This window comes from Mesorhizobium sp. M0051 (genome assembly GCF_040323235.1).
Classification (GTDB): Bacteria; Pseudomonadota; Alphaproteobacteria; order Rhizobiales; family Rhizobiaceae; genus Mesorhizobium.
Genome location: NZ_JAMYUT010000010.1, coordinates 168,907 through 183,627, shown reverse-complemented (window position 1 = coordinate 183,627; position 14,721 = coordinate 168,907). Strand labels below are relative to the sequence as shown.

Here is a 14,721-nt window from a genome sequence, read left to right as displayed (position 1 = left end):
CTCCTCTTCAAAGAGAAGGCCCCTAAAGAATCAACCTTTCCACTCAACGCAAGACTTACTCTTACTCATATGCGATTCCCCTGCCCTTGTGGGGAGGGCTAGAGTGGGGGTTCTTCTTCGCAAGAATCCATATGCGATCCCCTCGGGGAAGCGGCCGGCGTCTTGTCGAAAACAGGCCGAGGGGCCATAAATCGATCCTCACCGGAATGCCGGACACCGCCTTGACTTACCGCACCCGCCTCCCTTATATCGCGGCTCGCTTGGCCTTCGGGCAACGAGCGGGCGATTAGCTCAGCGGGAGAGCACACCCTTCACACGGGTGGGGTCGCAGGTTCAATCCCTGCATCGCCCACCATTTTTCCTTACTGAAATTGCTGTCAACAAAAGCGAGCCGTCCACACCGTCACCGCAAGGCTGTGCCCGCAAGGCCGTCGCTGAAGATGATCGGAGCGGCAACCACCTGCATCCGCCTCAATCCGTCGGGCCGACGATTGCCGCCACCTCTTCGTCGGACAATGGCGGCCCCAGTACATCGAGCCCAAGTTCCCGCGCAACGGCGCCGAGACCGTCATGGTCGTCGGTCGTGAGCTGGCGTTCCTCGACCATCGAAAAGAACCGTTCGAACCCCCCTGGCACCACGCTGATAGTGAGATGCACGGCATCGGGCCCAAAGCCGCGCCAGGTATGCGGAATGGATTTCGGCAGTAGAACCGTGTCTCCGGCGGCCAAAGAGAAAGTCCGTTCCGGGGTCCACACCGCAATCCTGCCGTCCAGCACTTCAATGAATTCGTCTTCCCGATGATGCAGATGCTTGGCGGGACCGAACCCGGGCGGCGCCCGATAGTCGAAGATTGAATAAGTGCCTCCCGAGCCGCTGGCTCGGACGTGACAGCGCTCGCCGAACGGGCTGATCGAAACGTCAGCGCATTGAACGGCGCGATCGAAACTCAATTCACCTGGAGTACTGATATTCAACTGCATTGATGCCTCCATGGAATGTCCACCGGGACGGCACGAAGACGCGGTCGGCCAACAACAAAGCGTCGTCTTCCGAGCAGCAACTATGCACATCCATTGTGTCATCTGTGTGGATGCTCTTCGATCACGGTGTTAGCGGCCTCCAATTTGCCATTGCGGCGCAATGCGTGACGGTTCCGACAGAAACTCAAGCGCTCTCCCCGGAATTTGTTCGGCGTGATGGAAGCACGGACCGGTGCGTTGCCAGGTTTTCCACTGCCCGATGTCCGAAAGGACTACGACGGGCAATCCGGGATGAAGTAAAGTGCCATCTATATTTCTAAAATGTCACTGTTTGCAAAGCACCTGCGCAGTTTCGGACCACCAGTTGGGCAGCTGTTAATCGGCAGGCTGGATCGTCATTTATTCCCGCCGGGGAACAAACCAAGGCACCAGCGAGTTTCCTTCCGTCGCAACCTTTGAGGGAAAGCCATGTCCAGACTTCTGCTGGCGACCAGCGTCGCCGTTCTTCTTGCCGGCGGGCCGGCCTTTGCTGCCGCTCCGATCCTCGCACTGCTTCTGCATGGCGGCGGCGACCTCTCTTTGCTCCCTCTGTCGCATTGCTTCTTCAACCGTCAAATCTTTGCTCATAGGAACTGGCACACTTCGGAGCCGCTTCGGACCTTCATCTGCTCGAGTTCCCAGAACGAAACCTCGATGTGGTCATTGGCGCAGTAGACCGTGTTGCGCTCCGGTTCCAGCGCCCTGGCTTGCTTCACGGGACGGGACTTCATCGAGCCTCACCTGCCATTTGCCCGACAGGTCGCTGACTGCTTCGTACGTTTGCCACTGATGCGTAGTCGCAGTAATGGAAGGTGGCGAGATAGTCGGGGAGTCCGGGCATGAACTCCTGTTGATGGGTCCAAGCTCTGCACTCGGCCATGGAGGTCATGGATTTCACCTGGGGGAGCTTGATTAGCTCCCCCTGTTTGGTCAGAAAGATTGTGACAGCGATGGCGGTGAACATGGCCCGGTCATCCATCGACTTAAGGCTGGCGACACAATAACCGCCGGGGTTGGGACGGACGTCGCCTGAGTCAACCTCGTTGGCATGGTCGGGGCCACAGAATCTGGCGATGCGGGAATCCGCTTTTGCAGCCGTTTGCGCTGCCAGAAGAAAAGCGAGAGCGACGATGAGCTTGGTGCGATTCATGTCGTCCTCCGTTTCATCCGGTGCTGCCGGGGGATCGCTTGGAAGCGACGGCCGATTGGGCTATGCTAGGAAGCGCGCCAAGAGGGTGAAATGTCCCGAACGGCCCCTGAAATTGACCTGAAATCTGCTGAAACGGTCACGTTCCGCGGTTTTGTTTTTCTTGCGAACAGCAACGAACTCCGAACCATGGAAGGCAAAGCGGTCAATCTTCGCAGTCAGTCCGTCGAGGTGCTCTCCGTCCTCGCGGCGCGACCGGGCGAAATCGTGTCCAAGGATGCGATTATGCAGGCGGTTTGGCCCGATACCTTCGTGACCGAAGACAGCCTCACTCAATGCATTGCCGATATTCGCCGCGCATTGGCGGACGACGCGCACGTGATCGTGGAAACCGTCCCTCGAAGAGGCTACCGACTGAACGCCGATCCGTCGAACGCGGCGTACACAAACGCCGCAGCCGGCACGGAACGTGCCAAGACGCGATTCTCGCAACGCGGCTTCATTCTTGCTGCACTCGTTCTCGTCGCGGCAGCGATCGGCGCCTACTACGGCGCGGAAGCATGGCAAGCCGCTCCCGTTCGTTCGAGCGACATGCCCAGGATTGCGATCCTTCCCTTCGACGACATGAGTGCCGGTGCGGACAAGGGATATCTCAGCGATGCCGTTGCCGAGGGGATCATCACCGAGCTGGCGCGGAGCAAGACTTATGCCGTCATCGCCCGGAACTCGAGCTTCAGGTACCGCGGCCAGCCGGTTGACATTAGACAGATCGGCGATGAACTCAGCGTCGATTACGTGCTCGAAGGCAGCCAGCAGAAGATCGGAGACCGGCTGAAAGTGTCCGCCCAGTTGCTGAATGCGCATGACGGATCACATGTCTGGGCCAACTCCTACAACCGGGAGATTGGCGATCTTTTCGTCGTCCAGGAGGAAATCATCCGCACGCTTGCGGATCGGGTCGGAGTAAGGATCGAGCGACCCTTGCCACAGAGCGATGCCGCGCAGGTCAGCGCGCTCCGCTATTACCTGATAGGGAGGGCCAAGATCGGAGAGGATATCTCAGCCGAGGGGACCGAGCTGTTAAGGCAGTTCAGCCTCAAGGCGATGGAAGCGGATCCGAACTCCCAGTTCGGCTATATCGGGCTGGCCTGGTCCTATCGCAATGACGCGGTATTCGGGTGGCACGCGCAGGAACACAACCGGGACGAGGCGTTGAAACTCGCTGCCGAATACGCCGACAAGGCCATCCTGCTCGCTCCTGATAACGCTGGAGCGCATGAGGTCCGCGCCGAAATCCATACCGAAGCCGGAGAGGTCGAGCAGGCCCTTGCCCAGTACAATCAGGCGATCGCCTTGAACCCCAGCGACTCGCATATCCTCGTCATGAGTACGAACGTGCTGCTGTATGTTGGCCGCGCCGACGAAGCGATCGATCGGATCGAGCAGGCCAAGGGCATCGATCCCTTCCACCCTGACTGGTTCCACTGGCAGATGGGCTGGGCGCTCTGGGAAAAGAATGATTGCGGGGCGGCGCTGGCGGCGATGCGGAAAATGTCCAGAATCCCGAGCGGCGCACAGCGCATGCTTGCGGGGATCCACGCTTGTCTAGGAAACAAGCGAGAGGCAAAGGAAGCGCTTGCGGTGTTCCTCCAGAACACTCCCAGTGAATCCATCAGTAAAGAACGCAGGGAGTGGGACAAGATTTGGACCGCACCCGGAAGCCTCGACCGCTGGATCAAGCAGATGCGGTTCGCGGGGTTGCCGGAGTGAACGGCTGTCCGTTTGCGGCCCGGCAGAAGTCCGATTGGCCGCATAGAACCGTTGAAGCCTTTGTGTTGCGGCGGTGGTCGCCCTCAAAGCAGGATCATCGTTCGAAAGGAAATGGTGGGTGCGGAAAGTCGGCAATGGGGCCGACCTGCGCCATGGTGCGCTCGCACCCCAACTTCTGGAACGGGCCCGACGGCTGCCGTTCATCGGCGATGCCTCGAACTTCCGCAGATGGCGCTAGTTGCTCGTTCGGATCGACGAGACGAATGGCTACACTCCAGCCGAACCGGGCTCTTCTGCCATTGGCGACCGCATGCTGATTGAGTTTTGACCCTAGCGGGTGCCCTTGCATCGCCCACCATCGATTTTCCTGAATGCCGCACTCCAAACCAGCGTCAGAAGCTACACCCCGCCCCTTCCCCACCAAAATTCTTCTGGGCGAAATTCAAGGCGCTGCTGTAGCTCGTGTAGCTCTGGAACTGACAGACGTCGGAGCCGCGCCGCACCTTCATCTGTTCGAGATCCCAGAACGAAACCTCGATGTGGTCGTTGGCGCAATAGACCGTGTAGCGTAGCGTTCAGGGTTCCAGCGCCCTGGCTGCACGGGACGGGGCTTCATCGAACAGTCGGCTCACCTGCCATTTGCCCGACAGGTCGCTGACTGCTTCGTACGTTAGCCACTGATGCGTAGTCGCAGTAATGGAAGGTGGCCGGAGAGTTCGCGCACGAACTCCTGTCGATGGGTCCAAGCTCTGCACTGCGCCGGTCGAGCCGCGATCAGTGCTTCATCGAGTGCAGGATGGCCTGCATGTGCTCTTCCAGGTCGAGTTCACCCCGTGCCTCAATGGTCAACAGGTAATCGGCCTTGGCCCGGCGATCGCCTCGGCTGATCGCAGGATAGGAGCAGATGGCCAGCAATGATTCCTGTTCAATTCGGTCTGCCGTCTTGCGTTCGTGGCTGCTACTGCCCGCTTGATGAACAACCCTGTGAAGCCCGACATAGGTGGCTTCATGGGCTCCGATCAGCGCCCGCAATTCGGGTGAGGCACCTTCCCCTTCAGCAAACGTCGGTTCAACGACCGAGGCCACGGCGGTGAACGCAAGAAGTGTACGGCGGGTGACTTCGGGCATGCCTCATATCCCTGCTGTCTGATCATGCAGGCACACCATAGCACCGGCGCAACAGTTCGGAGAGATGCTCTGGGACGCGACCACACTGTCTGCTGACAAAAAGTCTTCGCTCCCGCAGCTCGCCATCCTGGGGCTGGCCGGTTGAGGGCCCTGAAAACCGAAAAGCGCGTAGCGCGTGGGGGCCCGCAAGCGACCCGCACCCCAGCGGCATGTGTGGCCTTAAGTCGCAATAACTGGCTTCCCAAAGCAGGACGTCGGGCTTCATTGACGCTGCGACCAACACCATATGGTGATCCACAGCCCTCCAAAACGAGAGAAGCTCGCCCTGACGCGGTCGCACTGCGGCCGTCAGCCGAAAATGGCTATGAACTAGGAACCTGAAAAACCATGCCTGAAAATATCAGACCAACTTCGAGAGACGTCCCCCTCATTCAGCTAGGCGTCTATCAGTGCCGCTTCCCGGTGAGCGAAGACGCGTCAGTACCCGGCGGTTATCGTTTTTGTGCCGGGCCAACTTCGCAGGATCGCGTCTATTGCAATCACCACCACGGCATCGTGACCGCCGTCGACCCTCGTCGAACCCGTTCAGGTCTCCACCCCGCTCAACGACGCGCCGCTTAAGTCAAGCGGGCGGCGGCGCCTCGAACAGGTAGCAAGGGCTCAGCGTGATGCGCTCCACATCAGTTGGGACATCGTCGGGGGCAACGACATGACGCGTGCGCATATAGCCCCCCCAATGAACCGCCAACATCCTATGGCCACGAACTGTGAAGTGGCGCATCGTAGTTTTTTGGCGCATGGCTTTTTTCTTCCGGTTAACTGCAAATCAGCGGACTAGATGGTCATGCATTCCGGCAGCGGAACAAACCGGCACGCCAGCGAGTTTCTTGCGAGGAAAATTGAGGGAAAGCCATGTCCAGATTACTTCTGATGACAAGCGTCGCCGTTCTTCTTGCCGGCGGGCCGGCCTTTGCCGCGGACGATACGCCGCTGCCGCCACCCAATGCCAAGAAACTGTCGGAGATTCTCGCCAAGGTCGAAAAGCGCGACGGCTTTCTCTATGTGAAGGAGGTCGACTGGGACAGCGGCGCCTACACCGTCACCTACTACACGGCGGATAAGGCGAAGGTCGAGATCAACTATGATCCCGTGACGGCCGAGCCGAAGTAACGGCTGTCGTCGAAGGCCGTTCGGACGCGAATTCATTGGCCGTTCCCATCGGCCTTTCCATGCTGGCGCAGCCCCTCACCTGCCTGCCGGCATCCTCTCCCCGTATAGTGACGGGGAGAGGGACGCTCGCAGACGATTTCGCCAATCACCAACGTTGCAACGATGGTACGGGCATTGCGGCCAGCCCCTTTCTCCCCGCACTAAATGTCTGGCAGGACAATGAGGGGCGGCGCCGGCTTCGACAATTGACATCCGCCACGGGTTGGAAACGGTCGCTGGTATGAGGCGATTGCCCTGCCTGCCCTTGCGCCAGATCGTCTTTGATGGCTGATTATGGCCGTTGACTGCGCCGGGGGATGGGCATGGCGACGGCGAAGCACGTGATGAAGCGCATATTGATGATGCTGGCCGGCTATCTCGTGGCGGTGCTGGTCGGCCTGATCTCAATCGCGGCGATCTATGCCGTGCTCAGTTCCTTGCCCAACTCGCCAAACTATTTCGACGTCATTGGCGTCTCGCCGATTGCGGTTCTGGTGGTGCCGCCGCTCGGCATGTTCGTTTATTTCCTGACGATTGTGGTGACTGCGCTACAGACGCTGATCTTCGCGCTGGTCGCCGAGTTCTTCTCGTTGCGCAATGTCCTGCTGCACATGGTTTTCGGCGCCGGTGCCGCGGTCGCCGGCTTCGCCCTGATCTGGCCAAGCGTACCGGAGGACATGGATACGCAACGCTGGGTCGACATCGGCATCATCGCCGCTGCCGGCCTTGTCGCCGGGTTGCTCTATTGGCTGATCGCCGGGCGGGACGCCGGCTTCCGGCGGCCGCTGCTGGAGCGCTAAAAACTAACTCGACGGTGAGCGCACCGCCTCGGTGGCGTCCAGGGCCTGCTTCAGCCGCGAGTCGCGGTCATAGACGTCGTCGAAATATTCGACCTTGCCGGACAGGTCAGGCCATGCGGTGAAATAGGCGACATAGACCGGGATATTGCGGGTCACGTTTTCGGTCGCGTGGCCGTGCTTCAACTTCTCGGCGATATAGTCCACCGACGTGCCGAGCACCGCCGCCGCCATGCCACGCGGGTCCTGCAACCGCACACAGCCATGGCTGAGCGCGCGCATGTCACGCTCGAAGAAGGATTTCTGCGGCGTGTCGTGCATGTAGATGGCGTGCTTGTTGGGGAACAGGATCTTCAGTTCGCCCAGCGCATTGGCCTCGCTCGGCTGCTGGCGCACGCTGTAGGGGATGTTCGCGCCATAGGCGCCCCAGTCGACCGCCGACGAAGGAATACGATTGCCCTGCGAATCCGTCACTTCGTAGCCGGCCCGGTCGAGATAGCCGGGATCGTTGCGCAACCTGGGCAGCATTTCGTTGACGATGATCGACTGCGGCACGCCCCAATAGGGATGGAAGTCGACCTGCTTGATCTGGTCGTAGAAGAAGGCGGTCTGGTTGGTGGTCCGGCCGACGACCACGCGCGTCTTCAGCTTTTCCTCGCCATTGTCGATATAGCTCGCCGTGAAGGCCGGCTGGTTGATGAAGACACGCGGGCTGCCGAGATCGGAAGGCAGCCAGCGCAGTTCCTCCAGCGCCACTTCCACTTTCAGCAGCTTGTCGGCCTTGGATGTCCCCGCGAGCGACGCAACGGTGCGCGGGCCGATGACACCATCGCCCTTCATGCCGGCCTTTTGCTGCACGGCCTTGATGATTGGAATGAGTTCCGGGTCATAGACTTCGCTGGTGGCCAGCCTGGACAGGATCTCGCCATAGGCGCCGCCCGTCTCGTCATCGAGATCGCGCGCGATCAAAGTCAGCAGCTTCGGCAGTTCGGGGCTGGTTTCGCCCGGCTTCAGCAACAGCTTGGGGTCGACGACGATGTCGTTTTCCGCACTTGCCTGCAGGGATTCCAGTTCGACGCGCAGCGCCTGGTATTCCGCATTCTGCGGATGCCGCGATTCGAGATAGGTGCGCACTTCCTGGGTATGCGCCAGCGTTTTCAGCACACCTTGCAAGTCGAGGGGCTTGGCCGGGAAATCATAGTAGCCGGTCATGCGGTTGGGCTCGACGCGGCCGTCCTGGGCGTCATGAGCATAGCGAAGCACGCGCGCCGACAGCGCCATCTCGAAACGGACGAGTTCTTTCAATTGGGCATTGGGGTCGGCCGTCGACGTAGCTACGGCGGGCACTTCGACCGTATAGTCGGCCGGCGTGAGGCCGTAGCTTGAAGCTTCGCCAAGCACCCGAACAGCATCCTGTGCTCGGCTGTTGAGGCTGGTCCCTGTTACCCAGATGAAATCCGGATTGGCCGAGTAATAGGCGATCAGCGCCTTGGCGATATCGGGCTCGGCATAAAGTTCGTAATCATTCAAGCTGGCAACGGCATCGCGAAACGCAGCAACGGTCACTGACGGCACGAAAGCCGCATCCTGCGGCACCGCCGGCCCTGGCTTCGCCGCCAGCGCCGAGAAGTCGACGCGGACCAGCCGATCGGCCTTGTAGGTGTAATAGGACGGGCCGCTGATTCTCACGCTGCCACCGCCGCCCGGCACTTTCGGCTTGTTCTTCGGCGGCTGCGGAAACTCGTCTTGCGGCGCGTGCTTGACGCCGCCGCCGAAAAGCATGTCGAACAGCCCCTGCGCACCTGCTTGCGGGATACCGAAAGCGAGCGTTGCCGTGATCGCCATCAGCGGCACCGCAGCTGCCTTGTTTCCGAGGAATTTCATGGATCACCCGCTCCGGCCGCAACCGGTTCCCGTTCCGCACGCTAGATCGTCTCGCTCACCGCATGGCGGATGTAAGGCGCGACTATGCTGATTCATACCGATTTCGTTAAGCTTTCATAAATTTTGGAACGTCTGTTGCAGAACGGTTTCACAACATCGTGACGGCTGGAGCGGGGTGTTTGCGTCCAGCCGGGAAATCCATTGCAGATCAGGCGTTGGCGCCGCCATCGATGGTCAGCGCGGCGCCGGTGACGAATCGGCCCTCCGGGCCCGCCAGCCAGGCAACCATGCCGGCGATGTCCTCGGCCCTGCCGAATCGCGGCGTCGCCATCTTCTGGCGCTGGTGCTCGGCATGCGGACCATCGGCCGGGTTCATGTCGGTGTCGGTCGGCGGATTTCGACTGCGCCGCCGGTTCAGCACGGCATGTCGATCCAGGCGCGTGACGGTGCATCGCACGCCGCCCTGCTGGCCACGGTGGCCGGGGCCATGGCGCCCTGGAAGACGATGGCCGCAACCAATGCGGCGTGACAAACGCCGGCTGGTGTGCTCGAAATTCGCCAGCAAGCCGGGAGGGATGAAAGCGTGAAAAAGGGCTATCGCGAACTGCTGGACGAGGCGAACGCCGAGATCGAGGTGGTTTCGCCCGAGGAAGCAGCCGGGCTGCTCGACGATGAAGACACCATCTTCGTCGATCTGCGCGATCCGCGCGAAGTGGAGCGCGACGGCCGGATTCCCGGCGCCAAGCATGTCACCCGCGGCATGCTGGAATTCTGGGTCGATCCCGAAAGCCCCTACCACAAGCCGTTCTTCGCCTCGGGAAAGAGCTTCGTCTTCTTCTGCGCAGGCGGCTGGCGCTCGGCGCTGGCCACCAAGACGGCGCAGGACATGGGGCTTGCGCCGGTAAAGCATATCCTTGGCGGCTACACCGCCTGGAAGGCGGCCGGACTGCCGGTCGAACCCGGCGAGAAGAAGAAATAATTTCGATCGCCGGTCAATGCAGCAGCGACGGCTCGCGATGCGCCACGAAGCCGACCGCGCGTTCGATCACACCCTTGTCCGCAAGAATGCGGCGATGGCCGAGCCCGTCTGCCCAGTAGAGCCGCACATGACCGCCGGCGCCGGCATAGCGCCTTGCGTGATCGGCCGAAACCTCACGGTCGTCCGGTGCGTGGATGACCAGGGTCGGGACCGGCGCCTGGGCGAGCTGACGGTCGCCGGTGAATTCGTGCAGCGGCCGACCGGAAAGATGTTGGACACGATCCGCCATTGCGGCTTGCGAGCGCGGACCGACATTGAGCATGCGGCTGAAGTCGGCGAAGATCGCCGGCAGGGAACTTGGCGCCGCGATCAGCACCAGGCGTCCGGCCGCCAGCGGCGGGATGTTCTTGACCGAACCGGCGACGGCATTGGCGGCGACGGCACCGCCGAAGGAGTGACCGACCGCTGCCACGAACGGGCCGAACCACTCACCGGCAACCCGCACCGCATCAACGGCATTGACCATGTTCAGCCGCCTGCCCTGCGACTGGCCGTGGCCCGGCAGATCAATGGAAACCACCCTGTAACCGGCGGCGCGATAGCCTTCGATCAGCGCGCGCATATATTCGGTGCGCGAGCGCCAGCCATGTACGACAAGCACCCTGCCGACGGCTACCCTGCCCGGCTCCGGCCGGAACTCGTGCACCATGACGCAGCCGGTCGCGGTCTTGAGCCGGTGATGGCGCGCCTCGGTCATGAACTCGGCAGCGCGATCGACTGCGCGCCGTTCGCCATCGCTGAGCGCCTTGACGTTCGGTGTGCGGCAGAACAATTCGAACGCCGCGCGCCCGGTCAGGCGCGGCGCGACACGCTCGGCCGCACCAAACACGCCCCGGATGACCTTCAGCCCGAATGATGCCATAGTGAGAATCCATCCATACGTTCAAGCATGAACATAATAGTTCAAAGATGAACAATAAACAAGAGCTACCTTGGGACAACCCGCGCTTTCGCAACTGGGTCGCGGTAGCGCGCGCCTGCCATGTGCTTGAGCGCACGCTGGCGGTGAAGCTGGGGCCGCTCGACCTGAAGCCGGCGCAGCTCGATGTGCTGATGAACCTCTACCGCCATCCCGGCATGTCGCAGCACGACCTTGCCCGCAAGCTGCTCGTCGGTCGCTCCAACATCACCATGCTTCTGCCGCAGCTGGAGGCGCGTGGCCTGCTGCGCCGCGAAGGCGACGACAAGGACAAGCGCATCCTGCGGCTCGCGCTCACCGAGGCCGGCGAGGCGCTGCTGATGCAGGCGCTGAAAGTGCACATGGCGCTGATCGAGAAGGCGATGAGCCAGTCGACGCCGGAACAATGCGACATGATCGGCGAGCAGATGCGCAAGATTTATGAGGTGCTGAAGGAGGCGTGACCGCCCCTCAGCCCAAACTTACCACATCGTCTTCTTCGCCCGCTCCGGCCATTCCTTGTCGTAGGTGTCGCCATCGATGTTCTTGCGGCTGGTGATTTCCAGGATCTGTCCGGGCGTCGGCAACGACTTCGGGTCGACATGCCTCGCCGGATTCCAGAGTTCGGAGCGGACGATGGCGCGGGCGCATTGGAAGTAGACCGAATCGATGTCGACAACGGTTACCGATCGCGCCGCCTTGCCTTCAACCGCGAACGACGCGCATAGCGTTGTGTTCGTGGTGATATGAGCGCGACCATTAACGCGCAACGTCGTGCCGGAGCCCGGCACCAGGAACAGCAGGCCGACGCGCGGGTCGCGGATGATGTTTCGAAGCGAATCGGCGCGGTTGTTGCCGCGACGGTCCGGCATCATCAGGGTTTTCGGATCGTGGATGCGCACGAAGCCAGCGAGATCGCCGCGCGGCGAGCAGTCAAGCCCCTCCGGCCCGCTCGTCGCCAATGCGACAAACGGTGAGGACTCGATGAAAGCGGCGTATTCTGGAATGACACGGTCGAGTTCCTTGACCAGGGAGGCCTCGCCCGGAACGCCATAGAGCGCTTCGAGCTGCTCGACTGTGGTGATGACGGACATCTTTTTCGCCTCCAAACCTTCGTCGGCGTTACTCCACTTCGATGACGCCTTGACGACAACGACAGCAGCACGGTTCCGAAAAGTGTGAGCGGTTTTCGGACGACATCTTGCTCGATCTCTTCGCCTCTAGCGGTCCCGGCTCAAGCCCTTTTCCGCAAGCTCTGCCAGATAGGCTTCCCAGCGCGCATCCTTCTCGTGGCCGAGCGTGTGCAGGTAGTTCCAGGTGAAGATACCGGTGTCGTGGAAATCGTCGAAGGTGATGCGCACGGCGTAGTTGCCGACCGGCTCGATCTTGAGGATCTTGACATTGCGCTTGCCGGGAACCGTCACACGCTGTTCGGGCGAGTGACCCTGCACCTCGGCCGATGGCGAGGCGACGCGCAACAATTCCGCCGGCAGTTCGAACGGCCGATGATCGGGAAAGGTGACGGACAGCACTTTGCGGTCCTTCGAGACCCGGAGTTCTTTCGGTGCGGTCATGCTGTTCGATCCGTATTATCCACCCTTCCCTACGCCGCTTCGTCGAACGGGAAAAGGCTGTTTGACGCCGACCGACATGCTATGTCGGCGCAGGGATGTTGCGAAAGATCAACAACCGCTATCTTGAATGACAGGCTGGATCGTATCACATAGCGGTATATAACGATGCCGCTCACGGCCACGGGAAGCGCTCGAAGCATGGACATGATCGACCCATTCGGTCGCACGATCAGCTATCTCAGGGTGTCGGTCACCGACCGCTGCGATTTCCGCTGTACCTATTGCATGGCCGAGGACATGGCCTTCCTGCCGAAGAAGGACCTGCTGTCGTTGGAAGAACTCGACCGGCTGTGCAGCGTCTTCATCGAAAAGGGCGTCAGGAGATTGCGCCTCACGGGCGGTGAGCCGCTGGTGCGCAAGAACATCATGCATCTGGTGCGCCAGCTGTCGCGGCATCTCGAAAGCGGCGCGCTGGAAGAACTGACGCTGACCACCAACGGCTCGCAACTGTCGCGCTTTGCCGCCGAACTCGCCGATTGCGGCGTCAAGCGCATCAACGTCTCGCTCGATACGCTCGACGCCGACAAGTTCCACAAGATCACCCGCTGGGGCCATTTCGACAAGGTCATGCAAGGCATCGACGCCGCGCAGGCGGCCGGGCTGAAGGTCAAGCTCAACGCGGTGGCGCTGAAGGATTTCAACGACGCAGAGCTGCCCGGGATGATGCGCTGGGCGCATGGCCGCGGCATGGACCTGACGGTCATCGAAACCATGCCGATGGGCGAGATCGACGCCGACCGCACGGACCAATACCTGCCGCTGTCGCTGCTGCGCGCGTCGCTGGAACGCCAGTTCACGCTGACCGACATCCCCTTCAAGACCGGCGGGCCGGCGCGTTACGTCCATGTCGCCGAGACCGGCGGACGCCTCGGCTTCATCACGCCGATGACGCATAATTTCTGCGAGAGTTGCAACCGGGTCCGGCTGACCTGCACCGGCACGCTCTATATGTGCCTCGGCCAGGAGGACGCGGCTGACCTGCGCGCGCCCTTGCGGGCCTCCGAAGGCAACGAACTGGTCGCCGAGGCCATCGACGAAGCGATCGGCCGTAAGCCGAAAGGCCATGACTTCATCATCGACCGTCGCACCAGCCGCCCATCGGTGTCACGCCATATGAGCGTCACCGGCGGCTGATCTTTTCGTGAAATTCAGGTAAAGATCGCTTCCGAGGTCATTTGCTTCGAGGCGCGACATGCGTTCTTTATTCCCGGCGTTTGTCGTGGCAGTTGCGGCGACCAGTGCGGTCGCCGCACCGTCCACCTATGTGAACGAGCGCTTCGGCACCGTCTGCACTTTCCTGACGAGATTTTCACCGATCGCCAGCCCGAGCCGGACAATGGCGACGGACAGGCATGGCTGAGCACGGATGGCGCCAGCCTGATCTGCTCGGGCATCCGCAACATCGACGACGATACGCCGAAGGATTTTGTGGCTGCCGAGAAGGCCAGCGATGAAGCCGGCTACAAGGTCACCTACAGCAAGTCCGGCAAGGACTGGGCGGTGCTGTCTGGGATGAAGAACGGAAAGATCTTTTACGAGCCGCGCCTATTCGGCAGGGATGGCATCATCCGCACGGTCTGGATCGACTACCCGCCGGCCCTCAAGTCGAAATACGACCCGCTGGTGGGTGCCATCGCCGGCAGTCTCAAGGGGCCATGAGCGTTTCGGGACCGTGAGCATTTCGGCCACACCGCGAACAAATCTTATCCGCGAATGCTCTGCTGATTTACCGTTGATCCGTTCCGGCCTAGCCTTCCGCTTGGGACGGTTTCATTCAACGGGGGAATATCATGCGCAAACTCCTTTTTTCTCTTGCATTGTTTGGCCTCGCTTCCGTGCCAGCGGCCGCCCAGTCGATGGGCGGCACCTATACGGTCGCCGGCACCAACTTCGACGGCTCGGCCTATGGCGGCGAGGCAACCATCGCGCTGACCAGCGGAACGACCTGTACGATCCACTGGGAGACGGGCGGCTCATCTTCCGACGGCATCTGCATGCGCAACGATGACGCCTTCTCCGCCGGCTATGTCATGGACAAGGATATCGGCCTTGTCGTCTACAAGGTGATGGACGACGGCTCCTTGCACGGCCTGTGGACGATCGCCGGCAAGGAAGGCAATGGCACCGAGGTGCTGACGCCGAAGAAGTAGGTTTTGCCGCCATTGCAGGCGATCTCCCGGGCGACAAACAAGGCT

At 61.1% G+C, this 14,721-nt stretch carries 18 protein-coding genes, 1 tRNA gene and 1 pseudogene; 10 read left to right on the top strand and 10 right to left on the bottom strand.

The window, feature by feature from the left end; genetic code table 11:
- Positions 1 to 280: 280 nt before the first annotated feature.
- Positions 281 to 355: transfer RNA gene (locus NKJ90_RS13330), tRNA-Val, on the top strand.
- A gap of 116 nt (positions 356 to 471) precedes the next feature.
- On the opposite strand, the gene NKJ90_RS13325 is transcribed toward NKJ90_RS13330, so the two are convergent.
- The 4 genes from NKJ90_RS13325 to NKJ90_RS13310 form a co-directional block, all read right to left on the bottom strand.
- The gene (locus NKJ90_RS13325) at positions 472 to 981 is read right to left on the bottom strand and encodes a cupin domain-containing protein (protein ID WP_023759154.1); all 510 of its coding nucleotides are present in this window, start codon (positions 979 to 981) and stop codon (positions 472 to 474) included.
- A 399-nt stretch (positions 982 to 1,380) separates the two neighbouring features.
- Positions 1,381 to 1,608 (bottom strand): hypothetical protein, encoded by a 228-nt coding sequence (locus NKJ90_RS13320; RefSeq protein ID WP_031260169.1) that lies wholly within the window; start codon positions 1,606 to 1,608, stop codon positions 1,381 to 1,383.
- Positions 1,605 to 1,751 (bottom strand): hypothetical protein, encoded by a 147-nt coding sequence (locus tag NKJ90_RS13315; protein WP_156938535.1) that lies wholly within the window; start codon positions 1,749 to 1,751, stop codon positions 1,605 to 1,607. The genes NKJ90_RS13320 and NKJ90_RS13315 overlap by 4 nt, the downstream gene beginning before the upstream one ends.
- On the bottom strand, positions 1,748 to 2,170 hold the full coding sequence (locus NKJ90_RS13310) for a hypothetical protein (protein WP_023759156.1): 423 nt from the start codon (positions 2,168 to 2,170) through the stop codon (positions 1,748 to 1,750). Before NKJ90_RS13310 ends, NKJ90_RS13315 begins: the two co-directional genes overlap by 4 nt.
- Positions 2,171 to 2,260: 90 nt before the next feature.
- Between NKJ90_RS13310 and NKJ90_RS13305 the strand changes: the two genes are divergently transcribed.
- Positions 2,261 to 3,937 (top strand): winged helix-turn-helix domain-containing tetratricopeptide repeat protein, encoded by a 1,677-nt coding sequence (locus NKJ90_RS13305; protein WP_023759157.1) that lies wholly within the window; start codon positions 2,261 to 2,263, stop codon positions 3,935 to 3,937.
- A gap of 774 nt (positions 3,938 to 4,711) precedes the next feature.
- Here NKJ90_RS13305 and NKJ90_RS13300 read toward each other — a convergent pair.
- Entirely contained in the window at positions 4,712 to 5,065 is a 354-nt protein-coding gene (locus NKJ90_RS13300; RefSeq protein WP_023759161.1) for a hypothetical protein, read from the bottom strand.
- 912 nt (positions 5,066 to 5,977) lie between these two features.
- Between NKJ90_RS13300 and NKJ90_RS13290 the strand changes: the two genes are divergently transcribed.
- Complete coding sequence (locus NKJ90_RS13290) at positions 5,978 to 6,235, top strand: PepSY domain-containing protein (RefSeq protein ID WP_023759162.1); 258 nt, start codon at positions 5,978 to 5,980, stop codon at positions 6,233 to 6,235.
- A gap of 356 nt (positions 6,236 to 6,591) precedes the next feature.
- Positions 6,592 to 7,074, top strand: a complete 483-nt coding sequence (locus tag NKJ90_RS13285; protein WP_031260170.1) for a hypothetical protein — start codon at positions 6,592 to 6,594, stop codon at positions 7,072 to 7,074.
- Positions 7,075 to 7,077: 3 nt separating this feature from the next.
- Here NKJ90_RS13285 and NKJ90_RS13280 read toward each other — a convergent pair whose 3' ends face one another.
- Together NKJ90_RS13280 and NKJ90_RS13275 are read right to left on the bottom strand one after the other, a co-directional pair.
- Positions 7,078 to 8,955 (bottom strand): L,D-transpeptidase family protein, encoded by a 1,878-nt coding sequence (locus NKJ90_RS13280; RefSeq protein WP_352486141.1) that lies wholly within the window; start codon positions 8,953 to 8,955, stop codon positions 7,078 to 7,080.
- Positions 8,956 to 9,163: 208 nt separating this feature from the next.
- Positions 9,164 to 9,343 (bottom strand): annotated as a pseudogene (locus NKJ90_RS13275) (SDR family oxidoreductase); the annotation flags it as partial.
- A 195-nt stretch (positions 9,344 to 9,538) separates the two neighbouring features.
- On the opposite strand from NKJ90_RS13275, the gene NKJ90_RS13270 reads away from it, so the two are divergent.
- Positions 9,539 to 9,934: a rhodanese-like domain-containing protein gene (locus NKJ90_RS13270; protein ID WP_023759167.1), complete on the top strand. Its 396-nt coding sequence runs from the start codon at positions 9,539 to 9,541 to the stop codon at positions 9,932 to 9,934.
- Positions 9,935 to 9,947: 13 nt separating this feature from the next.
- Here the strand turns inward: NKJ90_RS13270 and NKJ90_RS13265 are convergent, their stop codons facing one another.
- Positions 9,948 to 10,856 (bottom strand): alpha/beta hydrolase, encoded by a 909-nt coding sequence (locus NKJ90_RS13265; RefSeq protein ID WP_023759168.1) that lies wholly within the window; start codon positions 10,854 to 10,856, stop codon positions 9,948 to 9,950.
- 47 nt (positions 10,857 to 10,903) lie between these two features.
- Between NKJ90_RS13265 and NKJ90_RS13260 the strand changes: the two genes are divergently transcribed.
- Complete coding sequence (locus NKJ90_RS13260) at positions 10,904 to 11,356, top strand: MarR family winged helix-turn-helix transcriptional regulator (protein ID WP_023759169.1); 453 nt, start codon at positions 10,904 to 10,906, stop codon at positions 11,354 to 11,356.
- A gap of 18 nt (positions 11,357 to 11,374) precedes the next feature.
- Here NKJ90_RS13260 and NKJ90_RS13255 read toward each other — a convergent pair whose 3' ends face one another.
- Both NKJ90_RS13255 and NKJ90_RS13250 read right to left on the bottom strand, forming a co-directional pair.
- The gene (locus NKJ90_RS13255; RefSeq protein WP_352486140.1) at positions 11,375 to 11,986 is read right to left on the bottom strand and encodes a pyridoxamine 5'-phosphate oxidase family protein; all 612 of its coding nucleotides are present in this window, start codon (positions 11,984 to 11,986) and stop codon (positions 11,375 to 11,377) included.
- Positions 11,987 to 12,112: 126 nt separating this feature from the next.
- Entirely contained in the window at positions 12,113 to 12,466 is a 354-nt protein-coding gene (locus NKJ90_RS13250; RefSeq protein ID WP_023759171.1) for a gamma-butyrobetaine hydroxylase family protein, read from the bottom strand.
- 198 nt (positions 12,467 to 12,664) lie between these two features.
- On the opposite strand from NKJ90_RS13250, the gene moaA reads away from it, so the two are divergent.
- The 4 genes from moaA (at position 12,665) to NKJ90_RS13230 (ending at position 14,676) form a co-directional block, all read left to right on the top strand.
- Positions 12,665 to 13,660, top strand: a complete 996-nt coding sequence (gene moaA, locus NKJ90_RS13245) for a GTP 3',8-cyclase MoaA (RefSeq protein ID WP_031260171.1) — start codon at positions 12,665 to 12,667, stop codon at positions 13,658 to 13,660.
- A 58-nt stretch (positions 13,661 to 13,718) separates the two neighbouring features.
- Positions 13,719 to 13,886, top strand: coding sequence for a hypothetical protein (locus NKJ90_RS13240; RefSeq protein ID WP_352486139.1), 168 nt, complete (start codon positions 13,719 to 13,721; stop codon positions 13,884 to 13,886).
- A 68-nt stretch (positions 13,887 to 13,954) separates the two neighbouring features.
- Entirely contained in the window at positions 13,955 to 14,185 is a 231-nt protein-coding gene (locus NKJ90_RS13235) for a hypothetical protein (protein WP_352486138.1), read from the top strand.
- 131 nt (positions 14,186 to 14,316) lie between these two features.
- The gene (locus NKJ90_RS13230; RefSeq protein ID WP_023759173.1) at positions 14,317 to 14,676 is read left to right on the top strand and encodes a hypothetical protein; all 360 of its coding nucleotides are present in this window, start codon (positions 14,317 to 14,319) and stop codon (positions 14,674 to 14,676) included.
- The last annotated feature ends 45 nt before the right edge of the window (positions 14,677 to 14,721 follow it).